Source organism: Methylobacterium sp. WL19, from assembly GCF_008040005.1.
GTDB lineage: Bacteria > Pseudomonadota > Alphaproteobacteria > Rhizobiales > Beijerinckiaceae > Methylobacterium > Methylobacterium bullatum.
Genome location: NZ_VRVC01000011.1, coordinates 17,249 through 43,831, shown reverse-complemented (window position 1 = coordinate 43,831; position 26,583 = coordinate 17,249). Strand labels below are relative to the sequence as shown.

17 protein-coding genes and 7 pseudogenes are annotated in these 26,583 nt (G+C 62.3%); 12 read left to right on the top strand and 12 right to left on the bottom strand.

The window, feature by feature from the left end:
* Positions 1–271 precede the first annotated feature (271 nt).
* Positions 272–2,998, bottom strand: a complete 2,727-nt coding sequence (locus FV220_RS04200; RefSeq protein ID WP_056161203.1) for an EAL domain-containing protein — start codon at positions 2,996–2,998, stop codon at positions 272–274.
* 205 nt (positions 2,999–3,203) lie between these two features.
* Complete coding sequence (locus tag FV220_RS04195) at positions 3,204–5,555, bottom strand: calcium-binding protein (RefSeq protein WP_147829847.1); 2,352 nt, start codon at positions 5,553–5,555, stop codon at positions 3,204–3,206.
* Positions 5,556–6,086: 531 nt separating this feature from the next.
* Between FV220_RS04195 and FV220_RS25965 the strand changes: the two are divergent.
* The 6 genes and pseudogenes from FV220_RS25965 to FV220_RS04170 all read left to right on the top strand — a co-directional run.
* Positions 6,087–6,406, top strand: a pseudogene (locus tag FV220_RS25965) (hypothetical protein); the annotation flags it as partial.
* Positions 6,407–6,415: 9 nt separating this feature from the next.
* A pseudogene (locus FV220_RS04190) lies at positions 6,416–6,886 on the top strand (integrase core domain-containing protein); the annotation flags it as partial.
* 304 nt (positions 6,887–7,190) lie between these two features.
* Positions 7,191–7,580 (top strand): helix-turn-helix transcriptional regulator, encoded by a 390-nt coding sequence (locus tag FV220_RS04185; RefSeq protein ID WP_082494110.1) that lies wholly within the window; start codon positions 7,191–7,193, stop codon positions 7,578–7,580.
* 192 nt (positions 7,581–7,772) lie between these two features.
* Positions 7,773–8,833 (top strand): annotated as a pseudogene (locus FV220_RS04180) (IS3 family transposase); the annotation flags it as partial.
* A 392-nt stretch (positions 8,834–9,225) separates the two neighbouring features.
* A pseudogene (locus FV220_RS04175) lies at positions 9,226–9,393 on the top strand (transposase); the annotation flags it as partial.
* 132 nt (positions 9,394–9,525) lie between these two features.
* The gene (locus FV220_RS04170; protein ID WP_056146132.1) at positions 9,526–10,266 is read left to right on the top strand and encodes a cyclic nucleotide-binding domain-containing protein; all 741 of its coding nucleotides are present in this window, start codon (positions 9,526–9,528) and stop codon (positions 10,264–10,266) included.
* An 18-nt stretch (positions 10,267–10,284) separates the two neighbouring features.
* Here the strand turns inward: FV220_RS04170 and FV220_RS04165 are convergent, their stop codons facing one another.
* From FV220_RS04165 to FV220_RS04135, 7 genes are all read right to left on the bottom strand, one after another.
* Positions 10,285–10,584: a cytochrome c gene (locus FV220_RS04165; RefSeq protein WP_056146570.1), complete on the bottom strand. Its 300-nt coding sequence runs from the start codon at positions 10,582–10,584 to the stop codon at positions 10,285–10,287.
* 32 nt (positions 10,585–10,616) lie between these two features.
* A complete protein-coding gene (locus tag FV220_RS04160) occupies positions 10,617–11,429 on the bottom strand; it encodes a universal stress protein (protein ID WP_147829845.1) in 813 nt (270 codons plus the stop codon).
* A 120-nt stretch (positions 11,430–11,549) separates the two neighbouring features.
* Positions 11,550–11,810: a hypothetical protein gene (locus FV220_RS04155; RefSeq protein WP_147829843.1), complete on the bottom strand. Its 261-nt coding sequence runs from the start codon at positions 11,808–11,810 to the stop codon at positions 11,550–11,552.
* Positions 11,811–11,892: 82 nt separating this feature from the next.
* Positions 11,893–12,009, bottom strand: coding sequence for a DUF2474 family protein (locus tag FV220_RS04150; protein ID WP_147829841.1), 117 nt, complete (start codon positions 12,007–12,009; stop codon positions 11,893–11,895).
* An 11-nt stretch (positions 12,010–12,020) separates the two neighbouring features.
* The gene (gene cydB / locus FV220_RS04145) at positions 12,021–13,034 is read right to left on the bottom strand and encodes a cytochrome d ubiquinol oxidase subunit II (RefSeq protein WP_056146129.1); all 1,014 of its coding nucleotides are present in this window, start codon (positions 13,032–13,034) and stop codon (positions 12,021–12,023) included.
* A gap of 5 nt (positions 13,035–13,039) precedes the next feature.
* Entirely contained in the window at positions 13,040–14,482 is a 1,443-nt protein-coding gene (locus FV220_RS04140) for a cytochrome ubiquinol oxidase subunit I (RefSeq protein ID WP_147829839.1), read from the bottom strand.
* Between the two features lie 204 nt (positions 14,483–14,686).
* On the bottom strand, positions 14,687–15,694 hold the full coding sequence (locus tag FV220_RS04135; RefSeq protein WP_187273324.1) for an HD domain-containing phosphohydrolase: 1,008 nt from the start codon (positions 15,692–15,694) through the stop codon (positions 14,687–14,689).
* Between the two features lie 327 nt (positions 15,695–16,021).
* On the opposite strand from FV220_RS04135, the gene FV220_RS04130 reads away from it, so the two are divergent.
* Both FV220_RS04130 and FV220_RS04125 read left to right on the top strand, forming a co-directional pair.
* Positions 16,022–17,098, top strand: coding sequence for a PAS domain-containing protein (locus FV220_RS04130; RefSeq protein ID WP_082473204.1), 1,077 nt, complete (start codon positions 16,022–16,024; stop codon positions 17,096–17,098).
* 381 nt (positions 17,099–17,479) lie between these two features.
* On the top strand, positions 17,480–19,726 hold the full coding sequence (locus FV220_RS04125; RefSeq protein ID WP_246689378.1) for a methyl-accepting chemotaxis protein: 2,247 nt from the start codon (positions 17,480–17,482) through the stop codon (positions 19,724–19,726).
* A gap of 102 nt (positions 19,727–19,828) precedes the next feature.
* Here FV220_RS04125 and FV220_RS04120 read toward each other — a convergent pair.
* A pseudogene (locus FV220_RS04120) lies at positions 19,829–20,113 on the bottom strand (transposase); the annotation flags it as partial.
* A 16-nt stretch (positions 20,114–20,129) separates the two neighbouring features.
* Positions 20,130–20,754, bottom strand: a pseudogene (locus FV220_RS04115) (transposase); the annotation flags it as partial.
* A 642-nt stretch (positions 20,755–21,396) separates the two neighbouring features.
* On the opposite strand from FV220_RS04115, the gene FV220_RS04110 reads away from it, so the two are divergent.
* The 4 genes and pseudogenes from FV220_RS04110 to FV220_RS04095 all read left to right on the top strand — a co-directional run bounded on the left by FV220_RS04110 (position 21,397) and on the right by FV220_RS04095 (position 25,805).
* On the top strand, positions 21,397–22,287 hold the full coding sequence (locus FV220_RS04110) for an ImmA/IrrE family metallo-endopeptidase (protein WP_147829835.1): 891 nt from the start codon (positions 21,397–21,399) through the stop codon (positions 22,285–22,287).
* A 492-nt stretch (positions 22,288–22,779) separates the two neighbouring features.
* Positions 22,780–23,127, top strand: a pseudogene (locus FV220_RS25960) (recombinase family protein); the annotation flags it as partial.
* A 225-nt stretch (positions 23,128–23,352) separates the two neighbouring features.
* A complete protein-coding gene (locus FV220_RS04100) occupies positions 23,353–24,990 on the top strand; it encodes an inorganic phosphate transporter (protein WP_147829833.1) in 1,638 nt (545 codons plus the stop codon).
* Between the two features lie 440 nt (positions 24,991–25,430).
* Positions 25,431–25,805: a VOC family protein gene (locus tag FV220_RS04095; RefSeq protein ID WP_147829831.1), complete on the top strand. Its 375-nt coding sequence runs from the start codon at positions 25,431–25,433 to the stop codon at positions 25,803–25,805.
* Positions 25,806–26,141: 336 nt separating this feature from the next.
* On the opposite strand, the gene FV220_RS04090 is transcribed toward FV220_RS04095, so the two are convergent.
* A complete protein-coding gene (locus tag FV220_RS04090) occupies positions 26,142–26,531 on the bottom strand; it encodes a hypothetical protein (RefSeq protein ID WP_147829829.1) in 390 nt (129 codons plus the stop codon).
* Between the last annotated feature and the right edge of the window lie 52 nt (positions 26,532–26,583).

Sequence of the window (26,583 nt, the reverse complement as noted above, 5' to 3'; positions counted from 1 at the left end):
GTCTTTGACCCAAACAAGCGCGAGCACCTTATCAAGTCCATTCACCAGGCCGGCAAGCATGACTATTTATAAGGCTCTGTCGTTCATCCGCTTCCGCTGAATATACCGATAAAGTGTTGATCAACGGTAGCCATATGACTTCCGTAAGGAGGTCACAGCAAGTTTCACCACGCCAGATATCGAATGAATGCTATAAATCCTTTTCATATCTCCGGGCGCCCCGTGGAACGCGAGCGGCTCATAGGTATGTTCCGAAATTATATGTTGTAATTTATGCTTGTGTCAGCCCGATACGTTTCTGGAAATTCGATACGAAGACATCTAACGATACTTCTTCTAACAAATCTGTTGCTTCATCGGCTGGTAGTGGTCGACTGACCAGATAACCTTGTATGTCAGTACAGCCGTCTAAACCGACCTGCTCAAGCTGATGACGGGTCTCGACGCCTTCCGCGGTCACCGTTGCTCCAAATTGCGACGCGATCCCCACGACGGCCCGGACAATCGCCGCGGCAGCCGGGTCGTCGATCTCGTTGACGAAGGATCGGTCGATCTTGATACTGTCGAACGGGAAGCGGCGCAGATAGCTGAGCGACGAGTAGCCGGTACCAAAGTCGTCGAGCGCAATGCGAACGCCGAGGCGTTTCAAACGACGCAGGCAGGCGATCACCGCCTCTGCGTCTTGGACGAGGACGCTCTCGGTGATTTCCAGGACGAGACGATAAGGCGGGAGACCTGAGGTCGTCAGAGCGGATATGACATTGTCTTCAAGCCCTGGCTGCTGAAACTGAACGGCGGAAACGTTGACGGCAATCCGTAGATGACCGGGCCAGGACGCGGCTTCTCGGCATGCCTCATGGAGCGCCCAGGAACCGAGCGACACGATGAGACCGGTCTCCTCGGCTAACGGAATGAACGCGCCGGGTGCAATCATTCCACGTGTTGGGTGAGGCCAACGCATCAGCGCCTCGAAACCGACGATCCTGTGGTCAGACAGACGCAGCACGGGCTGATAATGCATGGCAAAACTGCCGCATAGGATGGCCTCACGCATCTCCAACTCAAGCTGCATACGGGTCTCGATTGCCGCATCCATACCGGCTTCGTAGAAACGATAGCTGGTGCGCGCTGCCGCCTTGGCGCGATGAAGCGCGAGATCCGCGTTCTTGAACAGGATCTCTGGCATGTCGCCATCTGCAGGGGCCAGCGCGATCCCGATGCTGATGCCGACAGTCACAAGGACCCCGCCAAGGTCGAGCGGTTGGCCTACCGCATCGATCAAACTCTGTGCGAGAGAGCTGACGTGGTGCACGTGGTCTACATGCGAGATAATAAGAGCGAACTCGTCGCCGCCAAGCCGTGCCACGACATCGCCGTCGCAAATGTTTGCGCTCAAGCGCGTGGCGATCTCGCAAAGCAGTTGGTCCCCCGCAGGGTGGCCGAGCGTATCGTTGATGGACTTGAACCGATCGAGGCCAAGGCACAGCAGTGCGGCCTGGCCTCTGCTGCGGCGAACGTCGACCAGCCTTTGCTCCAAGTGCTCGTAAAAAACAGTTCGGTTGGGCAGGCCCGTGAGCGCATCGTGGCGAGCCATGTAGGAGATGTGGTGCTCAGACGCTTTACGCTCAGAGATGTCGATATTCGTGCCTACCATGCGCAGCGGGACGCCTTGCTCGTCCCGCGAGACCACTCTGCCCCGTGACAGAACCCATGTGTAGTCACCTGACTTGGTTCGTATACGACGCTCGGAGGCGTACGCGGCGCTCCGCCCCTCGAAATGCTCTGCGATAAGTGCCAGTGTCTGCTTCAGGTCGTCTGGGTGGGTGAGCCCGAGGGATGTGTCGATGTGCGCTTCGAGCTCTCCTGGCTCATAGCCAAACATGGTGTACCAGCGGTCAGAGTACCAAACCTGCCCCGTGGTGACGTTCCAGTCCCATAAGCCATCGCTGCCACTGTCGAGGGCGAGGGCAAGACGCTCCTTGCTCATGCGTAGGCGCTTCTCGCTTTGAATGAGAGCGTCCTGGGTCGTGCGTCGTTCAGTGACATCGAGATCGAGACCGACGATGCGCAGCGCCTTGCCCGTTACCTCATGGCGAATGATGCGACCAAAGCTCATGAGCCAGCGGTACCCGGCGCTGCCATCGGGGCGCCTAACCCGATATTCGACCTTGTAGGTCGTCCCGTCACGAAGTGCCGCTGTGTGCGCTGCCTGGACGAGGGGAAGATCCTCCGGGTGTACCCGTGCGGCCCATTCCGCGATGCTGATGTCGATCCAGTGTGTTGAGCTCGACTTGCCATGGAACCCAAGCATGAGGGCACTCTCAGGAGAGTTCTGCACTACATCTTCATCGAAGCTCCACTGCCAAATTCCTGCTCCGGCGGCTTCCTGGGCAAGCCGGAGAAGATCGGCTGTCTGCTCGAGTTTCTCATGGGCAGTCCGATAGCGCTCTTCACTCGCTCTTATCAGCATCTCCGATCGTATACGCTCGTCCAACGTGGCCTCGGCGGCGATTCGCGCGTGATGAAGTTCGATGTGAGCGACGACAATCTGAGCGAGGCTTTCAAGTTGGGTTCCCTGCAACTTGGAAAACCTTCGCGGCTTGGTGTCGACGAGGCACAATGTGCCAAGTCGAATGCCTGATCGAAGAACAAGGGGAGCGCCGGCGTAGAAGCGGATGGCATTCTTACCCATGACCAAGGGGCTGTGGGCAAAACGTGGGTCCATTGTTGCATTTTCTACAACGAGAACGTCGTCTGATAGAATGGCATAGGTACAGAACGAAATTTCACGTGACGTTCCATCGCCAGCGATCCCACACTTGGCCTTGAACCATTGTCGCTCGCTGTCGATGAGCGTGATGAGTGCGACAGGCACGTTAAACAACGCAGCGGCCGTGCTACACACGGCATCGAAGTGGGCCTCAGGCGCCGAATCGAGGATGCGCAGATCGCGCAGTGCCGCGAGGCGCTCGCCCTCATTTGGCGGAAGCGGCGGCATGGTTGTTCCATCACTGATGGTCGCTCTTACGACCGGGTTGACTCACGCTACTCGTCAAAGGTCGAAATAATTTTGTAGGCGCAATCGGTTGCTCAGCTTACAGATACTGCAGAAGCATTTGCCCGCCGTCACAATCAAATCTAATCTTTTACTTCCAGAAAGAAGGGGCCGCCTAACGGCGCCCCCTTCATGACGTTGAATAGCGTCAGACGATGAACGACCCGCTGTCGAGGACATGGTGGCCCTGGAGGAGGACGGCGAAATCGGCCGCTCCGTCGCCGTTGGTATCACCCTGCAGGAGGGTGTTGCCGCCGCCGAACTTCATCCGCAACTCGCCGGCCTCGCCCGAGAACGCCTGGGTTCCGACGAACTGGAAGCCCTGGTCACCGGCGAGCCCGAAATTCGCATCGATCGCGCTGAGGTCGATGCGGTCGCCCGCGGCGAAATCGAAGTCCTTGACGATGTCGCGTCCGCCGATGCCGACGTCGCTGTCGGTGACGTCCTTGAACACGAAGGTGTCGGCACCGCCGCGGCCGTAGAGGAGGTCACGGCCGTCGCCGCCGTAGATCCGGGTGTCGCCGGCGTTGCCGAAGATCTCGTTGTTGCCGGCATTGCCGTTGGCAACGAGCTCCGCGGTTCCACTGAGAACCATCTTCTCCGTATTGGTTTCCATCGTGTGACTGACGGTCGAGCGGATCGTATCGAAGCCCTCGCCCGGCTGTTCGATGGCGCGATCCCCGGCATTGTCGATGAGGTAGGTGTCGTTACCGGTGCCCCCGCGCATGGTGTCGGCTCCGCTGCCGCCGAGCAGGGTGTCGTTGCCGCCGTTGCCCGTCATGACATCGTCGCCGGCACCGCCGCTCAGACGGTTGTGGCCGTCGTTGCCTGTGATGTTGTTGTCGAGGTCGTTGCCGAAACCGCTGAAGTTGCGAGTTCCCGTCAGGACGAGATTCTCGACATTGGCGGAAAGGCCGTAGGTGACCGAGGCATAGACCGTGTCGTTGCCCTCGCCGGGGAGTTCAACGATCTTATCGCCGGCCCTGTCGACGAAGTAAGTGTCGTCGCCGAGACCGCCATGCAGGGTGTCGTTGCCGGTTCCGCCATCGAGAGTGTCGTTTCCGCCCTTGCCGAACAGGATGTCGCTCCCGCCACCGCCATTGAGCACGTTGTCCCCGCCGGTGCCGAAGAGGGCGTTGTTCAGGGCGTTGCCCGTCCCATCGAGATCTCCGGTCCCGGTCAACACGAGGCGCTCGACATTGGCCCCAAGGGTGTAGTCGATCGACGAGCGCACGGTATCGGTGCCCTCGCCGGCCAGTTCGATGACTTGGTCGCCTGCATCGTCGACTACGTAGGTGTCGTCGCCGGTGCCCCCGCGCATCGTGTCCGCGCCGGTGCCACCGAGAAGGGTGTCATCTCCCCCGCGTCCCGAGAGCATATCGTCGCCGGCGCCTCCGTCGAGGCGGTTGGCACTGTCATTGCCGGTCAGGCTGTTGGCGCCGTCGGTTCCCGTGGCGTCGATGGCACCGGTTCCGATGAGGATGACGTTCTCCACATTGGCCCCGAGGCTATAGGTCACCGACGAGCGGACGGTGTCGTTGCCTTCGCCGGCGTTCTCGATGACCTGATCGCCCGTGGAATCCACCACGTAGACGTCATCGCCGGCCCCGCCGCGCATGATGTCGTCGCCCGCGCCGCCGATGAGGACGTCGTCGCCGCCGCGCGCGGTGAGGCGGTCGTTGCCGGCCCCGCCGTCGAGGGTGTTGTCCCCGTCGTTGCCGGTGATGCCGTTGTCGAGGGCGTTGCCGGTTCCGTCGATGCCGCCGCTGCCGGTGAGGACGAGGTTCTCGACGTTGTCGGGGAGGGTGTAGGTCACCGACGAGCGGACGGTGTCGTCGCCCTGGCCGGGGGCCTCCACGACAGTGTCGCCGGGTGAATCGACGATGTAGGTATCGTCGCCGCGGCCGCCGATCATGGTGTCGTTGCCGGCACCGCCGTCGAGGGTATCGCCGCCGATGCCGCCGCGCAGGGTGTCGTCGCCATCGCCGCCGGTCTGGGTGCCGCCGGCATCGATGACGATGTCGATGAGGTCGGGGGTGGCGTCGAGATTGAGGCCGACCAGGGAGACCGTTGCATCGAGGGTTCCGAGGAGGATGTCGACAGTGCCGCCGACGAGATCCGTCACGAGGGTTCCGACGCTCCCGAGAATGCCGGGGCTGGTTTCCGTTCCGAGATTGACCGGCTGGAACGGCAGGTCGAGCGTCGCCAGGACGGTGTTGCCGAGCTTGACCTCGACCCCGTCATACCCGCCCGTCGCCGAGACCGTTCCGGTCAACAGGCCGGTCGAGGCCTCGATCTCCCAATTGCCATTGTAATTGTAGGTGAGGCCGTCCGCCTCGATCGTGAGAACGTTGAACGTATCGGTTCGGGTGCCGTCGAGAAGGAGGTTCCCGACGCTGCTGACGAGCCCTGTGAACGACAAGTCGGCGTTGGCTAGGTTTGGAACGAAGAAGTCACGAACGTCGAAGCCGGCATTGGTAAGGATTGAGACAGTGGCCATTGTTTTCTCCAGACGGCAGCGCTGGTTGATCACAGCGCGATCAACGGATGGCGCATAAAAGTTCCGAATGGATGAATTTTTCGCATCAGAGTTGTCTAACTCTCCCTTAAGGGGAGTTCATCGATTTATCCTTCAGGCGATGCTTTTCCCAGCATGGTCGGGCAGAGCAGGTTCGCTTGCGCTTGCGCAAATTGGGTTTTTGGTCCAGCAATGCGGCCAAACGTAATTTCAGCGAAAACGTCATATATTATCATAGTTATTTTCCCTCTATATGCTCAAATGACTTGAAAATTCTGAAATTTATCTTGGCCTCGCCGACAGAATAATGAAATTGGTACGCCATAAGACATATGCATGGTAGGCCAACGGGGCGATCTCCAGCACGTGGCGTATTTGCACAATACTGTAGTATTAAATATTGTCATTAATAAAGAGAAAAATGTCTTGGCCAAAACTCGAGTTGCATACGGTAAAATTGCCATACATCGGCACCTTTGGGACAAAATGAGTAACTTTGCGAAAGCATGACGACTGCTTCATCGTTCCCTAAGGGAGCGAAGACGTAGCAGATGTCCGGCCCCAGACAGAAGGCCGGCAGACGCGTTGAGCAAGGATATTCGCCGGACCACATGGCAGCGATTCTCGTCGGAGGAGAAGATTCGCGCGTTGCTTGAAGACGTGCGTGGGCCGCTGGCTGCATCGCCAAGCCTTGTCGGCGCAAGGGGATCGCCGCCTCGATATACAATGGCTGATTCAAGGAGTTCCTGAAGGCTGGCAAGACGCGCTCTTTCCGAGACACGGCTCGTGCAGCGACCACCGATGAGGTGTGGGAACTGCGCAGGGAGACGGGCGGGTTCTCCGACGGACGTTTCTTCCGGATCTTGACCTTGGTCGATTGCCACGGGCGCGAGATGCTCTCACTCACACCGAGAGCCAACTTCGGCGCCTACCAAGTGACTGAGGGGCTCGACGCCTTGGTCAGCCCTGCGGGGGCTGCCCAAGAACCTGCGGGTGGATCATGGAACGGAACCAAAGGACTGCGGCAGCGAGTTTGCCGGGCGCATGCTCAACCTTTGGGCCGACCTGAATGGGGTTGCGATCGAATGGGTCGCTCTGCGCCCGCCTCCGGCTCTCCCGGCCGGGGAAGCCGACCGACCACGGCAACAATGGAGTGGTTCAACGGCCGCCTCCGGGCGGAGTGCCTGAACGCCCCATGGTTCCTGTCACTGGCGGATGCGCGTGATCGCATCGAGGAAGGTATGTGCCACTACAACGAAGATCGACCTCTTATGAATCCGGGCGGCTTTACGCCGAAAGCCTTCGCCAACTAAGCTGTCGCAGCCGAAGAGTTTGCATTGGTCCTGGATCACAAACAAGGCAAAATCCAAAAACTAACACTCACTATATTTGATACAGGCTACCTCACGTGGGTAGGCCAAAAAGCTGCCGCTTATTGTGAACCAATTTGCTGTGTCAAGGACATAAGTGATTCCTGTCGCTGCTTCTGGTCCCGACAGGGCATCTTATCACCCTTGCAACGGTGGGGCCTTTTGGAATGAGGCGGAATGCAGTACACCACGTTTTCTGCCCGAATTTGGCGTCAATGCGACTTAAAGTTATACTACGCAGGGATCTATGTCGGACGATAACAAAGATAGAAGCCCAGGTGCAATTGGCGTTCGCATCAAGTCCTTGCGGCGTTCGGCCGGTCTAAGCCAAGCCAGTCTAGGAAACGCTTTGGGCGTAACCTTTCAACAGGTGCAAAAATATGAGAGCGGTCAAAGTAAGATTGCCGCAGATAAGCTTCAGCGGATAGCTCAGACTTTGGGAGTCGACATCAGCTACTTTTATGATATGCAATCTGAAAGCGGTTCTACTGCTGTAGTTCAGAAAATTAATGATGTTACGGTGCCATTGGAAGATTTCTATTTTAAGGACGCATTTGATAAAATCAAGGATCCCCGTGCCAGATACTTGTTGGCGGAGCTCGCTCGTGTATTTTGCGAGATTGAATCAAAAAAGTAATAGCGCCGGAAGTGATAGATAAATACATTAATTATCGGGCGTCTGGCTCAAATCTAGTGTTTTTTGCTGTCGAAATGGCCTGATTGTTAGAATTCTTGACTGACTGTGACCTTGTGGCCTTGACCCACCAAACTGGTCCGCGCTGAGCGCAAGTTTTTCGGGCATCTTGAACCCTGAAGGAGGGTGGATGCCATGCGCCGCAAACGCTTCACGAATGAACAGATCGCCTTTGCCCTGCGGCAGGCTGAGAATGGCGCCACGGTGGACGAGGTCTGTGCGGCGAGATGGGCGTGTCCGAGCCGACGTTTCACCGCTGGAAGAAGCATTCGTCGGCATGTGCGTGCCGGAGATTCGCCGGCTCAAGCAATTGGATGACGAGATCAGTAAGCTGAAGCGGCTGGTCGCCGATCTGACGCTGGACGGCTCCATGTTGCAGGATGTGCTCAAGCGACCCGAAGGGCAGCGTCAGCAAAAGTGGTGAGGCCCCCCCCGCTCGCCGTGAGGTCGCCGGCCACCTGCCGGTGGCTAGATTCATCAGCGAGCGTCGGGCCTGCCAGGCTACCGGCTTCGGCCGTTCGTCGCAGCGCTACAGGAAACGCTCGGACCCGCAGGTCGCGCTGCGGATGCAGTTGAAGGAGTTGGCTGCCGCGCGAGTCCGTTACGGCTACCGGCGGCTGCATATCCTACTACGACGGGAGGGCTGGGAGGTGAATCACAAGCGCACGTATCGGATCTACCGGGATGAGGGGCTATCGATCCGGTCCAAGCTGCCCAAGCGTAAGCGGGCTTGGTGCTATCGCCAGGGGCGACCGGCGATTGGCGGACCCAACGAGGTCTGGGCGATGGACTTCATGTCCGACCGCATCTTCGACGGACGTCTGTTCCGGATCCTGACGGTCGTCGATTGCCACACGCGAGAGGCGCTCTCGCTCACACCGAGAGCTAACTTCCGCGCCTTCCAGGTGACCGAGGCTCTGGACGCCTCGCTCCGGCTGCGAGGTCGACTGAAAAGCCTGCGGTTCGACATGGGCCGGAGTTCACCGGGCGCATGCTCGGCCAGTGGGCTTACCTGAACGGGGTCGAGATCGACTTGGTCGCTCTGCGCCCGCCTCCGGCTCTCCCGACCGGGCAAGCCGACCGAAAACGCCACTATCGAGTCGTTCAACGGCCGCCTACGAGCGGAATGCCTGAACGCCTCGTGGTTCCAGTCGCTGGCCAATGCCCGCGAGCGCATCGAGGAATGGAGGTGCCAATAAAACGAAGATCGACCCGACACGGCCCTGGTCTGCCGCTTGTCAAGCATGCCTCCCTGTCACATCACGGGTTTGACGAGTGCACCGAAACGCTGCTACGAAGTAGGCATTGAGCGCCTGAAGAAGCCGTTTATTTTCAGGGCATTAGGAATGGTGGCGGCGAATCCCTCCGTCTCCGCCATTTACCCTTAAACCACTGAAATAGCTGGTTTTTTCCTCGATCATCGCGGACCAATTTGGGACGCTGTGTCACCTTGGCTGTTCAGATGCGAGGCCATGGGTGCAGAGGGTGCAATATCTCCAATGTCGTCGCGGACGCTGGTTCATCCGAGTGCGAGTTCCGTCTCACCTCGTGTCCGCTGTAGCTGGACCTCCTGGCCGACTTGGATGACCGCATCGCCGAACTCGAACGGGAGATTGCCCGCCGGGACTGGGGGGACGAGACGAGTCGTCGGCTGATGACCATCCCCGGCATCGGCCCCATTACCGCAACGGCACTGACTGCCCTGGCTCCTGCGGCCGAGCCCTTCACCAAGGGACGGGACTTCGCTGCCTGGCTGCAGGGGGCGTCCACAGATGGATCACGTCCGCGAACGGGCCTGAGCGAGCCGGACCATTGATTTTAGTTCGCCGCTGCCACGGTCGATCGTTTATCATCGACGTCTCGTGGCGATAGTGCGGAGGCTTCAGAGATGCTGAGCCCGACGGGACACCCCGCTGCCCACGATGACGGCTGCCATCACGGGCGCTCCACCGGCGGCTGCGTCGATTGCAAAGTGCGTCTGATCAGCGTCTGTGCGGCGCTGACGATCGACGAACTCGATGGTCTCGAAGCCATCAGCCAGGTGGTCGAGCTGGCGCCGCGGCAGGCCCTGTTTGCCCAGGGCGAGGAGGCGGGAGCCGTCTACAACATCACCGAAGGCACGCTGCGCCTCTTCCGGCTCCTGCCCGACGGGCGTCGCCACGTCATGGGCTTCGCGCTCATCGGCGATTTCCTCGGCTTGGCCCTGGCGGAGCGGTTCACGGTGACGGCCGAAGCGCTTTCGCCGGTCAGGGTCTGTCGATTCGAGCGCGCGGCGTTCAAGGCCCTGGTGGCGGAACGGCCCAGTCTCCTCGAGCGCCTGCATGAGCGCGCCGGCTGCGAACTCAGACTTGCGCAGGACCAGATGACCCTCCTCAGCCGGCGTACGGCCGAGGAGAAGGTGGCCATCTTTCTCGTCGGTCTACGCGAGCGCTATGCCCGGCTCGGACAAGCTTCGGTGACCCTCGAACTTCCGATGGGGCGGCAGGACATCGCCGATCATCTCGGCCTGACGATCGAGACGGTCAGCCGGATCATCACGCGCCTCGACCGCGAGAGGATGATCCTCGTGGTGCCGGGTGGCGTACGCCTCATCGATCCAGCCCGGCTGGAGCGCCTCGCCGCCAGCTGACGATCCGCGTCGCGCGGCCTACCGCTCCAACGTCTTGAGGTAGGCGATCAGGTTGTCCGCTTCGTCGGGATCGAGACGAAACTCCGGCATGGTCGGATGCCCGGTCGTGATGCCTTCGGCCAGCGCCTCCCCGAGATCCCCGACGGGATAGCGCCGGTGAAGCATGCGAAACGGCGGGGCCTCCGCCAGGGTGCTGGGACCGATGCGACCGATCGCGTGGCAACGGACGCAATTGGTCCGCGCGATGACCTCGCCGCGCTTCTCGTGTGTGTCCAGAACGCGTGGATCCCTGGCATGGGCGTTCTGGCCGGTGGCCATGAGCGCCAGCGCGAGAGCGGTGAACCGGCACATCAGTGGCTCATCAGGCAGCAGACCGGCGTCGTCCGCAGGATCTCGCGGGTTGCCCCGCCGAACAGCCATTCCCGCAGCCGGGAATGGCCATAGGCGCCCATGACGACGAGATCGGCATCGTGCCGTGCGGCAAACCGCAGGATCTCGTCGGCGGCAGCCAGATCCGGCCTTGCCAGCAAATGGGTCGTGACGTGGGCGCCATGCCGGGCGAGGTGAGTGGCGACGTCCTCCGCCCCCTCGAAACGGGCATCGTCGCCGGCCGTGACCACGTACACCTGATCGGCCCGTTTGATGAAGGGAAGCGCTCCCGATATGGCGCGGCGCGCCTCGGGCGTATCCTTCCAGGCGATGACGATACGCGCGGCCTGGATCTGCTCGATCCGGGGCGGGACGACGAGGACGGGTCGCCCAGCCTCCATCAGCACCGGACCGGGCAGGACGCCCATGTCTCCCGGATCCCCATCGTCGATACCGCGGCGCCCCACGATCACGAGATCGGCACCACGCGCTTGCTCGACGAGAAACGGGACTGAAGCGACCATATCCGAGCGCCAGTCGACACGTGCTTCTCCGACGCTCCTCTCGAAGACCGCCCTGACGCACGACAACTGCTCCTCCAGCTTGGCTTTTTCTTCAGCGAAGAGGGACTCGGCTTCATGGATGTCGTTGACCGCGACCGGTGACGGAATCCTCCGGGCCGCGACCCCGGTCAGCGTGGCCTCGAACCGCAGGGCCACTCCGCCGGCGAGCCGAGCCCTGTCGGGCGTATCGGGACCCGTGTCGAGGGAGACCAGGATACTGGCGTAAGACATGTCCACCTCCTTTGGCCGGTCTGCCGGCTCGATGGAATCGTCGTGATTGCAGAGGGCCGCGGACATGATTCGATTGCCTATCGGATCGGCCGCGGCCGTCGGGCGCGATGCGCCGCGGCTTCAGAGCACCACCCAGAGTAGCCCGGTGAGGAGGATCGAGGCGGTGACGGCAAGGGCGAGGGCCTGAAGGCTGCCGATATCCGCGCCGTGGAAGCCGTCCTCGATCCGTCCGGGGACGTCCCCAGCCAGGGCCGGAGGCACCGGTTGCGGATTTGCCGGATCGCCGGGCTCAACGGAGGAAAGCTTTCGCGCCTGAGATCCCCTGGGCATCCCGACTCGGCCGGAGGATGCGAGGTCGGCCGTCCCGATCGCTGAGGTCATGATCGTCTCCCGTTGTTGCGACGAGAAGAGGATGCTCCGGTCCTGCGGAGGGCGCTTTGAGATGGATCAAGGCCAGGGATTTTCAGACGGTCTTGAGAAGCCACCGGAGCGGGAGCGCGATCGCCGTCAGGCCGGCGATACCGCTGGCCCAGAGGGCCACGAACCAGGCGAGACGGCGAATGGGAGGGGCGACGGCCATGGTGCCTCTCCTCAATGGTAGCCGGGCGCGCCGGCGGTGACCTTGCCGCGAAACAGCCAGTAGACGTAGCCGGTATAGGCCAGCACCATCGGCAGCAGCACCACCGTGCCCACGAGCAGGAAGAGCTGGCTGCTCGGATGGGTGGCGGCATCCCAGATCGTCACCGTCGGCGGCACAATCATCGGGAACAGGCTGATGCCGAGCCCGATATAGGACAGCAGGAAGAGGCCGAGGCCGCAGAGGAAGGGAGCGACCTCCTCTCTCCGGTCGAGGGCCGCCAGGAAGCGCCACCCCAGGGCCGCGACGAGGAGCGGCACGGGCGCGGCCAGGGCCATGGCCGGCCAGGTCAGCCAACGCCCACGGAAGGCAGGGCTGAGGAACGGCATGGCGATCGACACGGCCGCGATGGCGAACAGCGTCGCGAACCCGAGCGCCCGCGCGAGCCGGAAGGCTCGCAACTGCAGCACCCCTTCCGTCTTCCAGATCAGCCAGCAGGCCCCGAGCAGGGCGTAGCCCGCCACCAAGGCGAGGCCGGTCAGCAGGGAGAACGGCGTCAGCCAGTCCCACCAGCCGCCGGCATACGCGCGGCCCTCGACACGGATTCCCTGGACGAGGGCCCCGAGGCAGATCCCCTGGCAGAACGCCGCACCGTAGCTGCCGAGGGCGAAGGCGGCGTCCCATGCCGTCTGAGCCGGAGCGGAGGCCGCCCGGAACCGCATCTCGAAGGCGACACCGCGGAAGACGAGGGCGAGGAGCATCAGGGTGATCGGCATGTAGAGCGCCGGCAGGAGGGTGGCGTAGGCGAGGGGAAACACCGCGAACAGACCGCCGCCGCCCAGGATCAGCCAGGTCTCGTTGCCGTCCCAGACCGGCGCCACCGTATTGACCATGACGTCCCGGTCGGCCTTCTCGGGAAAGGTCGGGAACAGGATGCCGATGCCGAGATCGAACCCGTCCATGACCACGTAGAGGAAGACCGCCGTGGCGATGAGGATCGCCCAGATGAGGGTGAGGTCGAGGGACATGGGCACTACTCCGCGGGCTGGATGGCGGGACGGCCGCCGCCGGGACGCGGAGCGTCGAGCGAGGGCGCCGGCGTGATGCCGGCGGTGCGGATCGGCTGGCCTGTGGGCGGCCCCGACTCGTGGGCGTGGGGCGTCTGGTTGAAGAGGTGCAGGAGATACCAGATGCCCGCCCCGAACACGGCGAGGTAGACCACAGCGAACGCCGCGAGGGAGGCGGCGACGGCGGGTGCGGCGACGGGCGAGACGCTGTCGGCGGTGCGTAGCAGGCCGTAGACGGTGAAGGGCTGGCGGCCGGTCTCGGTCACCGTCCAGCCGGCGGTGATGGCGATGAGCCCGGACGGCCCCATGGCGACCGCGAAGCGCTGGAACCAAGCGGCGTCGTAGAGCCGGCCCTTCCGGCGCAGCCAAAGCGAGGCGAGGCCGAGGGCGATCATCAACATGCCGAGACCGACCATGATCCGGAACGACCAGAACACCAGCGGCAGGTTGGTCGGCCACGTCTCGCGCGGCAGGCTCTTGAGCCCCCGCACTTCGCCGTCGAGCTCGTGCGTCAGGTAGAGGCTGGCGAGGCCCGGGATGCCGACGGCGCCCCGCGTCTCCCCGGCCGCCGCATCCGGCCAGCCGAACAGGTATGCGGGTGCCCGGCGCTGCGTCTCGAAATGGCCCTCCATGGCGGCGACCTTGGCGGGTTGGTGCTCGTAGCTGTTGGCGCCGTGCATGTCCCCGATGACGAGTTGCGCGGGCGCGACGATGGCGGCCATCCACATGGCCATGGAGAACATCACCCGGGCGCGCGGGTTGGCCCGATCACGCAGGAGGTGCCACGCCCCGACCGCGCCGACGATCATCGCGGTGGTCAGGTAGGCCCCCGTCACCGTATGGGCGAAGCGGTAGGGAAAGGACGGGTTGAACACGATCGCCCACCAGTCGGCGGGAGCGAAGCGACCGTCCGGCCCCAGCACGTGGCCGGTCGGCGTCTGCATCCAGGAATTGGCGGACAGGATCCAGAAGGCCGAGGTCAGGGTGCCGAAGGCGACGAGGCAGGTCGCCAGGAAGTGGAGGCGCGGACCGACGCGCTCCAGACCGAACAGCATGACGCCGAGGAATCCGGCCTCGAGGAAGAAGGCGGTGAGCACCTCGTAGCCGAGGAGCGGCCCGAGGATCGGCGCCGTCCGGTCGGCGAAGACCGACCAGTTGGTGCCGAACTGGTAGCTCATCACCAGACCCGAGACGACGCCCATGGCGAAGGCCACGGCGAAGACCTTGAGCCAGTAGCGGTAGGCATCGAGATAGACCGCCTTGCCGCTACGGAGCCACAGGCCTTCCAGCACGGCGAGGAAGCTCGCCAAGCCGATGGTGAAGGCGGGGAACAGGAAGTGCCAGACGATCGTCAGGGCGAATTGCGTTCGCGCGAGATCGACCGCGCTCGGCAGGGTGAAGGCTGTCATCGGGGTCTCCGGGCGTCCGGGTGAAATTCTCGGACCGGTTCCCCAGACCTTGATCCAATCGTGAGGCGCCGGCTTTGCGCTGGATCAAGGACAGCTCGTGTCTGGGGCGCCAGATCGATCCGTGAAAGACAATCGAGCGGGATGGAAATGAATCGGCTGTTCAGTGCGCCTGCGTCCACCCGCCGAAGCCATGATCGGATGCCGTCAGCCCGCGAGTTCCGCGAGCGGTCGGAAGGCATGGACAAGGTCCATATCCAACTTGCCGGTCATGCTTTCGAGGATGGCATACGCTTTCACGCCCGACATGGGTTCCTTGTAGGAGCGACGCTCGATCAATGCGCCGAAGATATCGCAGATGGTGACCAGACGAACGAGGTCCGGAATGTCCGTGTCGGTCAGACCATCCGGGTAGCCGGAGCCATCGAGGTACTCGTGGTGCGAGCGCACGACGGTGAGAATATCCTCGGAGAAGCCCTGGCCCCCGAGCATCGCATGGCCGAGTGCGGGATGCTCATGCATGATAGCGGTCTCTATGGTGTTGAGCCTTCCCGGCTTGTTCAAGATGGCAATCGGGATCCGCGATTTTCCAAGGTCGTGAAGAAGCGCGGCGTGGGTAAGACGCTGACAGTCGGCTCGGCTCATACCAAGTTGCCGTCCGAAGGCAGCCGCCAGACCCGCGACGAGAAGGCAATGCTGGTGAGTGGCGTTGTCGAACTGCCACACGACCTCCAGCCACCCCCGGATGTTGCTGCTGCACAATGCGGTCTCGACGATCTCACCCGCAGTTGTGAGAGCTTGTAGCGTCACGCCCCCGCCGGAACCGGCGACATGAAAAAGCCGAATGAGGGCGGCGTTTGCCAGCGCGACTTTCCTGTCGATTGATAGGCTTTCGGGTTGGTGGGCAATCGCGACACCTACCGTCGACAACGCCGCCGGAAGCAGTCGGGCAGCGCGGCTCGCCGGCAGGGTTTGGAAAGCACCGAGAGCATGAGCTTGAGCCCTGCTCCGAGCAGCGCTTTCATGGAGCAAGCAGAATAACGGTGGCCGATTGTCTTGAAAACGATCGAGATGCTGACGGAGAGCGCCAATGGTGGAGGAACTTATGAATGAGACATCGCTGACGATTGCCTTAAATGCATGAGATTCACGTCGGCTGAAGATCTGATCCGGGTCGATGATATCGACGACATTGCAGATATCGAGCGCTGCCATGTCTCTGACGATCTGCGACCCTCGCAAAACGTTGTCCGTCAGGAAAAGTGTCGAGCACGATAAATCTAATGCTTGATCCATTGTAAAACCCGTGCGGCATAGATTTGATGATGCTTTAGGATATCCATGCGCCCGGAAACTTGACCGGCATTGAATGTAATATACTGCATCTCCTGCCCGATGGTTAAATTGTCAAAATGAAATCCAGCTCGAAATCTGAAATTTGAGTTGTTACGTGGCACGAAAATGCTTCTTCGCGAAAATCCGTGTATTTCTGATGAGAAACCGCTCACGCGGCGTAGCCCTCTGTGGCGAAGGATTCACGCTATGCCTGCACGGTCCCTCATGCGCCCTTCCTGGGCAGCCACGACAGACAAGGCGAAGGGCGGATTTTCTTCACGACATTTTCTGAGGCTCGTAGAGAGTTCCATCGATATCGGCTTCTGGTCGGGCGACCTGGACGGTGAGTTGATTGAGGGATCGATCGGCCTCTATCGAGTTTTCGGGCTTGATCCGTCCATTGCGCTGACCTTCGGCTTTGCCAAGGAGATGATGCATCCCGAAGACCGTGCTCGGCACGCCGATCTCTTGCCACTGTTGCGTACCGGTCAGCCGATGCAGCGGGAGTTCCGCATCATTCGACCGGATCAGACTCAGCGTTGGGTCTTGCACCGTGTCGAGGTGCTCATCGGCCCCGACGGCCGCCCAAAGCTTGCCATCGGAATGGTCAAGGACGTCACGCCTCGGTACGAGGTCGAGATGTCGGTCGAACAGGGCAACGACCGCTTCAAGGCCTTGATTGAGGCAACAGCCGCTGTGGTCTGGACCGTCAGCCCCGATGGCCGCGTACAGGACATGCCACAATGGCGGATGTTGACCGGCCAAAGCCAAGCCGAAGTCCAGGGGGACGGCTGGCTCGAAGCCATCCATCCCGATGATCGCGATCTGACCGCTTCGGCTTGGCAGTTCTCAGTGAGTCACCGTGAGCCCTACAATACCGATTACCGTCTTCAACTCGCTGATGGCTCCTACCGTTGGTACAATGCCCGCGGCGTTCCGATCTTGAACCGGGATGGGTCCGTCCGAGAATGGATCGGCATCTGTCTCGACCTCTCTGACCGGCATCGCGTTTCCTCCTCATCGGCCAAGGCCGCCGGCGCAACCGCCGCGCAGGACATCACGGTCGAGCAGATCCGTGGCGCGCGCGGCATGACGGGCCTGTCTGCGGAGGAGCTTGGCCGCCGGGCCGGTGTCTCGGTCTCCACCGTGCGCCGTCTGGAATCGGAGGCCACGACGACGCAGGCCCGGCCCGACACGATCCTGGCCGTTCGGCAGGTCTTGGAAGCGGCAGGGATCGAGTTCACCTTCGAGGCCAATGCAAAACCAGGAGTTCGGCCCGCCTGATGCCTGGCGATCGGCTGTCCCATCACAGGATGCTCGAACCACCTGGGGCGCTGAATGCGTTCACAGTCTGCCATGCCGAACGTTTCAGGGAAATTCGGACTTAAGTCCAATTGACTGGCGTGTTATTGTTTGATCGTCCCTAGATTTGATGCAGCATTTTCATTTCTGACTGTAATCAAGAACGACAGCGAAGCCCCAGAAAAGACCGTTCTGCGTTCATTTTTGCAAGCGAACGCCATAGGGTCCCCTAAATCATCTTCATCGTGAGCAAATTCCAATCATTCGAACACTGTCGGCAGCACAGAATCGGTGGTGGCATTTAGCGATCGGAGAGGTCCCTCGCGTCACACTCACGCTCTCTTCTCCAGCGCGAGTGCAGCAGTGACGACGTCCATCGACAGAATTCCACCTTCGTCCACCTCCGCATCCGGGACCCGTTCCACGCTGGGCTCGATCAAGTTCAAGATCATCACGATCTCCGGGGCGTGTGTGGTGCTCGTCTCCGCGGCGATCGTCGGCTACGGCGCGCGCGCCAACATCCACAGTGCTGCGATCGTCAACAGGTCGACGGAAGAGATCCTCGACAAGAGCAGCAGCGAGAACCTGCTTTCGATCGCAACCGCCCAAGCCGCGACCATCCAGGGCAAGATCGACTTTGCCTTCGCGGCAGCGCGCGACATGAGCAGCGCTCTCGGCGTCGTCGCCGGAGGCAAGACCGCGTCCCGCGACACGATCCGCCGGGGACAGCTCAACGATATCCTGCTGAGCGTGCTCAAGCGCAACCCGGACTTCAACGGGACCTACAGCGCCTGGGAGCCGAACGCGATCGACGGCCTCGATGCCGAACACGTGCACCGGCGCGAGGTCGGCTCCGACGGAACGGGCCGGGCTCTGCCGTACTGGACGCGCTCCGTCGACGGGCAGATCGCGGTCCAGCCCCTTGTGGAATACGACAGCCGGGCCCTTCACCCCAACGGGGTCATGCGTGGCGGCTGGTACATCGGACCGAAGGAGAGCGGACGGGAAAGCATGCTCGCGCCGCTGCCCTATATCGTGCAGGGCAAGCCCGTTCAGTTGGCGACGATTTCGGTTCCGATCGTGATCGACGGCAAGTTCCGCGGCGTGGTCGGTGCCGATTTCGATCTCTCATTCGTCCAGAAGACTGCCGAGGCCGTCAACGCCTCGATCTACGGGGGCAAGGGTTCGGTCGCCATCGTCTCGCCGACCGGCCTCCTCGTGGCGTCGAGCCGCCATCCCCAGGGCATCGGCGGCCCCCTCGTCAGCGTCGATTCGAGCTGGAACGCCTATGCCGAGACCATGCGGTCGGGACGCTCCTTCGTCGGCCGCGACGAGGCCCTCGACGAGATCCGGGTCGTCGCCCCTCTCACCCTCGGGCAGACCGGAAGTAGCTGGTCGGTCGTCATCGCCGTCCCGCGGACCCTCGTCATGGCGGAAGCGGTCAAGCTCGGCGATGGATTGTCGGCCCGCGCGCATACGGACCTGATCTGGCAGCTCGGCGTGTCGGGCGGCATCGCACTTATCGCGCTCGTCCTGATGTATCTCCTCTCGACCAGCATCACGAACCCGATCAACCGCCTCACCCGGACCCTGACCGTCATGGCCCGCGGCGAAGCGGTGTCCGAGATCGAGGGCGCGACGCGCGGCGACGAGATCGGTGAGATCGCCCGGGCGGTCGACCGCATCCGGATCGTCACCGAGGAGGAAGCGGAGCGCCGGGGCACGCTGGCCGAGGAGATGCGTCGGACGACCGAGGCCCAGCGGCGGCAGATGCTGCACGAGATGGCGGGGAGCTTCGAGGCCGCTGTCGGTGGCATCGTCGGAGCGGTCTCGTCCTCCGCGACGGAGCTGCAAGCCACGGCCAAGGCCATGGCCGGGAACGCCGCCGACACCGCCCATCAATCGGGGACGGTGGCGGAGGCTGCACGGGATGCCGCCGCCAATGTCGGCACCGTCGCGGCGGCGGCCGAAGAGTTGGGCTCGTCGGTCCAGGAGATCGGTCGCCAGGTCGACAATTCGGCGACCCTGGCGCGCGATGCCGTCACGGAAGCCACTCGCACGGAGGCCCTCGTGCGCGATCTCAGCGAGGCGGCGACCCGGATCGGGGACGTGGTGGCGATGATCTCGTCCATTGCGGGCCAGACCAACCTGCTGGCGCTGAACGCGACCATCGAGGCAGCCCGCGCGGGCGAGGCAGGCCGAGGCTTTGCGGTGGTGGCCGCCGAGGTCAAGGAGCTCGCCAACCAGACGGCGCGGGCGACGGACGAGATCGGCACCCAGATCGGCCGCATCCAGGGCTCGACAGGCGCCGCAGTTTCGGCGATCGGCAGCATCACGAGCAGAATCCAGGAGATCAGCAGCGTCGCGACGATGATCGCCTCGGCCGTCGAGGAACAGGGCGCTGCCACGCAGGAGATCGTTCGCAACGTGAGTCAAGCAGCCTCGGGGACGAGCGACGTCACGTCCAATATCTCGGGGGTGGCCCACGCGGCCGAGGAGACCGGAGCCGCGGCAACCCAGGTCTTGGATTCGGCCTCCGAACTATCGCGGCAATCCGAACATCTGACCGCGGAAGTATCGCGCTTCCTGGCAACGGTTCGGGCGGCCTAAAGCCGACGACCATAATTCGGTCATAAATCATCAAGTATTGACAGGGCGAATGAGTTTTCGTCGTCCTGTTAAAAGCTCTCCAATGGTCTGAGTTAGAGGCTGTTATGAACCGCTTTTCAGTTGAGCGGCCTGTTTGATCATGCGGCAGACGAAGGCGACGATGTGGAGATCGGCGAGCGTGCTGGGATAGCGCTCGTAATCCTTGACGAGGCGGCGGAAGCGCGTCGCCCAGGCGAAGGAACGCTCCACGAACCAGCGGCGCGGCACCAGGACGACGCCGCGCTTGGCCTCCGGGAGTTTGACGACCTCCAGTTCGATGCGGTGTTCGCGGGCGGCCTTGGCCGGCTTTTCCCCGGTGTAGCCCTGGTCGACATAGGAGCGCCTAACGGAACGGCATTCGGTCCTCCGACGGGCCGACATCCATGCCGACCACTTCCCTGCGACCATCGCTGTTTACGCCGACCGCCACGATGACGGCGACCGAGATGATCCGGCCGTCCTGGCGCACCTTCACGTAAGTCGCGTCGATTCAGAGATAGGGCCACTCGCCCTCGAGCGGCCGGTCGAGGAATGCGCCGACGCGCTCATCGATCTCTTGGCACAGGCGCGAGACCTGGCACTTCGACACGCCCGTGCCACCCATGGCCTGGACTAGGTCGCCCACGGAGCGAGTCGAGATGCCCTGGATTTAGGCCTCCTGGATCACGGCCGTGAGCGCCCCTCATCCTTAGCCTGTCGAAGGGCTCCGCCATACGCCTCGGCTCCAGTAAGCCCGGGAAGTAGCTGCCCTTGCGCAGCTTCGGGATGCGCAGCTCGACCGTGCCGGCTCGCGTCTGCCAATCCCGGTCGCGATAGCCGTTGCGCTGGACCAGACGCTCGGCGCTCTTCTCGCCGTGGGCCGCCCAGGTTAGGCCACCCACCTCCAGCTCCATCAGCCGTTTGGCCGCAAAGCCGATCATCTCGCGCAGCAAATCCGCGTCGGCACTCTTCTCCATGAGGCCGCGCAGGGTCATCATCTCGTCGGTCATCGGGGATCTCTCGGGTTGGGGGTTTGTGCTCGCAACCCGACCCTACTCGGCAATCGCCGATGACCGCCCGTCATATACACCACCGCTCGGGACACGACCCACCAGGGATATCGGCAGGTTTGTAGTTTTCGGTTCCAACGCCGGATATCTATGCCGAGATGCCGAGCTTATTGGTTTGACGAGTGCACCAAATTGCTGCTACAAAATTTGGATAGAGCGCATTGAGAAGCTTTTTGTTTACAGGGCATTAGGAACGTCGGCGTCGAATGCCTTCGTCTCCGCCATTTTTAGCCTTACTAAGTAGTTGTTTTTGCTGCTGAAAGCCGTTTGATCCTGGCTCAGCACCCCTCATCCACCCCACATTTCGAATCGGCCTGCTCCGGCTATAGCGGGATCTCGCTGGACTTCGCCTCGCGCGCGAGGCCGGGCGCTCAAGGTTCATGGCAGCGTTTCGATCAATGCGATTTTTTGGCTGGAGGTGCTGATCTCCGGCCAGGAGGATGCGTTTGAAGAGCGGGCAACCACTCGAGGCACGCGGCGACATCGGATTCCTTCCTGTACGAACTCCCTACAGTCCGGTTTCGGGATAGATGGTGCGTGGCAGCCTGATGATCGGCTCAAGGACTGGAAGGGGCTTCGAGGATGCCGATCAGCAGGAAGGATCTGGCCGACGCGGGCTCGCCGGAGGCGCTCGTCAAACGCATCCTAAAGGCCGAGCCGAACCTGCCGGTGCCCGTACCGATCCAAGAGCTGTGCGCACGCCTCGGGATCCTCAGGATCGAGGAGCTGGACACTGACGGGTTCGAGGGCGGCCTCGTCACCGACGCGAAGCGGTCCGAAGGAACCATCCTCGCCAAGCGCGGGGGCGAACCGCGCCGCCGCTTCACCATCGCGCACGAACTCGGCCACTTCCTGATGGCGCACCACGTCCCGGATCAGCCCGGCCGGTTCCTGTGCAAGAGTTCCGACCTACTGCGCCTCACAGCCAAGGAGGGCGACGAACGCCAGCTTAGGGAAGTCGAGGCCAACCGCTTCGCCACACTCGTGCTGATGCCACCGCACTTGCTGCGGGAGGCCGTGGCTGCCTTTCGCGAGCCCGACCTGCAGCACGTACTTGCGCTCGCGCGCGACTTTGCGGTCGGCAAGGAGGCGGCGGCTCGGGCCTACGTGCAGTACCACCCCGAGCGGATCGCCATCGTCGTGGCGGGCAACGGCCGGGTGCAGCGGTGCTATCGCAGCCTCTCCTTTCCGACCATCGTCTGCGGGGTCGGCAGTCCGGTCCCGACACGCTCGCGCTATCATAGCAGTTCGCATCGGCCGAACATCGCGGGCGACATCGCCCCGTGCAGTCCCGATCTTTGGATCGATGTAAGGCGCGACCTCCGCGCGCCGGGTCTCTCCGAGCAGGTCTATCTCCAGCAGAACGGCTTCGCGATGATCCTGCTGCGTCTGGAACCCGTGCCGGAGGAGAGCGCGGAGGAGCGCAGGCTGGAGGAGGGCTGGCGTTACCGCTTCCACTCGGGGCGCCGGTAGGCGAGACTTTTGTAAGATATAATTCTTAGCTGGAGTGACAACCTCAGAATCTAGGAAATCGTTTATGACTAAAAATAGAAAAATTTGACTTTCAGATAGATGATACTCAATTCAATCATCTGTTATGCCGCCTGCGGGTATAGGCCGGTTGTCCTATACAACAATAAATCTGCCGCGATTTAAGGCCGAAAAGTGATTGATGAGCTCATCTTTAAGAATTCATCTGCATGAGAGTAAGATATGAAAAATCGTAGCGCGTTGTTAATGTGGCTTCACATATTAGGGCTTCTTCATTTCAGCAAAACGGTCGCCCAGTGAAACGAACTTATTGAGGTGGCTCGCGAAAATCAAAAGTGGATCACGGCTCGTTGTCACATTAGGGTACACCCTGGCGTCACGTAACACAGCTGGCGCCGGTCATCGTAATATCTGGGGTGACACCGGCTATTTGTGACAAGGTAACCTCAGGCCTAAAGCCTGAGGTTACAAGCCATGGCCCGCATCGGTTACGCTCGCGTCAGCACCCTCGACAGGATCTTGATGGGCAGGTTGCCCGGTTGAAGGCCGAAGGCTGCGGGGTCATCCGTTAGGAGAAGATCTCGGGCGGCAGCCGCGACGGCCGGGTCGAGTTGGCGACGGTGCTTGAGTTCCTGCGGCGGTTCATCAAGGAGCGCCAGCGCGATGGCATCGAGCGCGCGACGGGCAGCGGTGTGTATGCCGGCGGTAAGCGCCGCGTCGACCGCGACCGGATCATGACGTTGTCGAAGGCCGGCAATGGAGCAGCAGCAATCGTTGGCCTTGGGCTGCTCCCGCATGCAGGTTTGTCGGGTGCTTCGCGAATCCTCACGGTCCGGCTGGAGCAGGCCATGCCGGTTGCTTGATCTGGCTGCATGCGGATGTCACTTGGCCTATCGCCAGTCCAGGCTCGGGAGGAATGCCGGCGCCTTACGTTCGAGGTCTCAGCCGTAATCCGTCGAGGCAGGGGAATTTCGAATACGTGTCACAGGACTGTTATGAGCGCGACCTACTGGCAGGATCACTGATCCCTAGGGTCCTGAGGCCATCATGTCCGACGCCGTTGCTGCTCCGACTGGCTTGCCGATGGGCGCCATTGCGCCCGCCGCAGGGCCAAAGCTCGATCACGGCATTCATCCGGGCGGGGTCATCGCGTTCCTACTCGTCCTGGTCGCGGGATTGGCCTACGCGCTCTACAGTCTCGTGACCGACATGAACGCGGTGGGCCAGTCGCCTCTCGCCATCGGCGCCTTCGTGCTGCTCGGCCTGGCTCTGCTCATCGCCCTGGCCTTCGAGTTCGTGAACGGGTTCCACGACACCGCCAATGCGGTCGCCACCGTGATCTACACCCACTCAATGCCGCCGCTCGTCGCGGTCATCTGGTCCGGCGCCTTCAACTTCCTCGGTGTGATGCTGTCCTCCGGCGCGGTCGCCTACGCCATCGTCACCCTGCTGCCGGTGGAACTGATCCTGCAGGTCGGGTCCTCGGCCGGTTACGCCATGATCTTCGCGCTGCTCATCGCGGCGATCCTCTGGAACCTCGGCACCTGGGCCTTCGGCCTGCCGAACTCGTCGTCCCATGCCCTGATCGGATCGGTCATCGGCGTCGGCCTCGCCAACCAGCTGATGGCTCCCGAAGGACAGGCCACATCGGGCGTCGACTGGGCGCAGGCCTTGGGCGTGTTCAAGGCGCTGCTGTTCAGCCCCGTCATCGGGTTCTTCGCCGCCGCCCTGCTTCTGCTGGCCCTCAAGTTCACGGTGCGCCGCAAGGATCTCTACGAGGCCCCCAAGGGCGAAACCCCGCCGCCTTTGTGGATCCGCAGCCTACTGATCCTGACCTGCACCCTCGTGTCGTTCTTCCATGGCGGCAATGACGGGCAGAAGGGCATGGGCCTGATCATGCTCATTCTCATCGGCGCGGCCCCCACCGCCTACGCCCTCAACCGGACGATGTCGGACGACACCACCCCGGCCTTCATCCAGACCTCCCAGAACGCCAGCACGGTGTTCGCGAGCCATGCCGGGAACGGGCCGAAGCCCGATGCCGCCGAGGCTCGCAAGCAGGTGTCGGAAGCCCTGAAGACCAAGGACCTGAACCGGCCTGCCGTGTACGGGGCGCTCGCCGCGCTCTCCACCGACATCGCCGACAACGTGAAGGGCTACGGCGCCATCAAGCAGGTGCCGGCGGCGGCGACCTCGAACCTGCGCAACGACATGTATCTCGCCGCCGACGCGATCCGGCTCCTGCCGAAGAACGGCGCGACGTTCTCGGAGGCCGAGACCGGCACCCTGAAGGCCTATACCGGCCTCCTCAACGACGGGACCCGCTACATTCCGACCTGGGTCAAGGTCTGCGTCGCCTTGGCCCTCGGCCTCGGCACCATGGTCGGCTGGAAGCGCATCGTCGTCACCGTAGGCGAGAAGATCGGCAAGACCCATCTCACCTACGCGCAGGGGGCGTCCGCCGAGATGGTCGCCGCCGGCACCATCGGCCTCGCCGAGCTTTACGGTCTGCCGGTCTCGACCACCCACATCCTGTCGAGCGGCGTCGCCGGCACCATGGCGGCCAACGGCTCGGGCCTGCAGATGTCCACCGTCCGCAACATGGCGTTGGCCTGGGTGCTGACGCTGCCCGCCGCCATCACCCTGGCGGGCGTCCTCTTCTTCATCCTGCGACATGTCTTCTGAGATGACGGATGCGACGCGGGTGACCGCCTCGGCTTCATGAAGATGATGTGGGCCGAATAGCCTGCGGGACCGTGCTCTACGTTCCCTGTGAGGGAAAAGCTCTACCGGACTGCATAATCGCGTCGATGCCGCTGCGTCGGCCTCGGGCTACTCCCGCTTGCAGGCGTTTCGGGTGCTACGAGAAGCCCGAAGGAGCGACTGTGAGGCTAGAGCGCTCTCCGCCGAAGTGGATGCCGGTTCGGCGAAAAAGAGCGCGGCACAACAAAGGCCTGGAGATGTGCCCCGACCCAACGTGGTCGGGCGCAGCCCTAGGCCGATTTCCTGAAGGGCTGATCAGCGGTCGTTAAGCTGCCCGATACGTGCGGGTATGCCATTGGCAACAGCTCGTCGCCACGCTCGACCACGGCCATCTCGCGCGGCCCCCTCTTCGGAGAGAAGGTATGTTCACCCATCTCATGATCGGCAGCAATGACCTGGAGCGGGCACGGTGCTTCTACGATGCCACATTCGTCGCGTTGGGAGGGAAGCCCGGCGAGATGGATCCCAGGGGTCGGCTGATCTACGCTCACGAGGGCGGGCGGCTGATGATCACGAAGCCCATCGATGGCAAGCCGGCGACTGCAGCCAACGGCGGAACCGTCGGTATCGTCGCATCGAGCCGCGAGCATGTTCTGGCGTGGCATCGGGCCGGCACCGAGCATGGCGGCGCCGCCATCGAAAGCCCTCCCGCAGAGCGCCCGAACGGGTCCTTTGTCGCTTACCTTCGCGATCCCGATGGAAACAAGCTCACCGTACGGACCCAGCCGGCGAAGTGACAAGAGCCATGGCCGTCACCACCCTGTTCGACGTCGAAGCCGAGGGCAAGTGCTGATGTGGTGCGTCCGCTAAAGATGGGGAGCGGACGTCAATTCGACGCCCAGAAGCTGCTCACGCTGGCCACGGCAGCGGGTGGCTCATACCAATCGGCGATGAGGGGGACTCACGGGGTTTGTTCGGCGGGGCCGTTGTGATTCGATAGGGCGGACCGGGAGGGTTCGCCAAGTCGGCTTGCGTACCGCTACGCAAGGACGTCAGCGCCGATGATTTGCGTCAGCTGGTTCGGGAGAGCCGGCATGCCGGTCAGAGCCGACCCTTCTGCTGCGGCTCTGCGATCATGCCTCGATGTCAATGCCGGTCAATGCGCCGGCCTGCTGGCTGGCGAAGAGCTCCTGCGCCTGCTTGTAGAGCGGCATGTCCTCCAGCCGATTGGAGGGATCGTTGAGTGCCTTCAGGCTGTCGAGCGCCGCCTTGATCAGCTTCACGGTCTGGTTCGTCGAGTCGAGATTCTCCGGTTGCTCACCCTCGAAACGACTTCTAGCCTCGTAGTTGGACTGCATCGCTGCGCGTTCTTTCGCCCAATCGAAGCTTCCCTTCTCTTCGGCGCTGACGTTGTCGAGATAGGTTACGACCTTATTCCATGTCGGCGCGAGCTTACCGCCTGAGACTACCGCATCGAGCCCGGTATCGGCATGAAGGCGATCTCGCATCTCGCTATTGGCCATTTTTCGTTCGAGATCTGAGAATCTCCCGCCTTCGTTGCTCTTGATCGCGTAG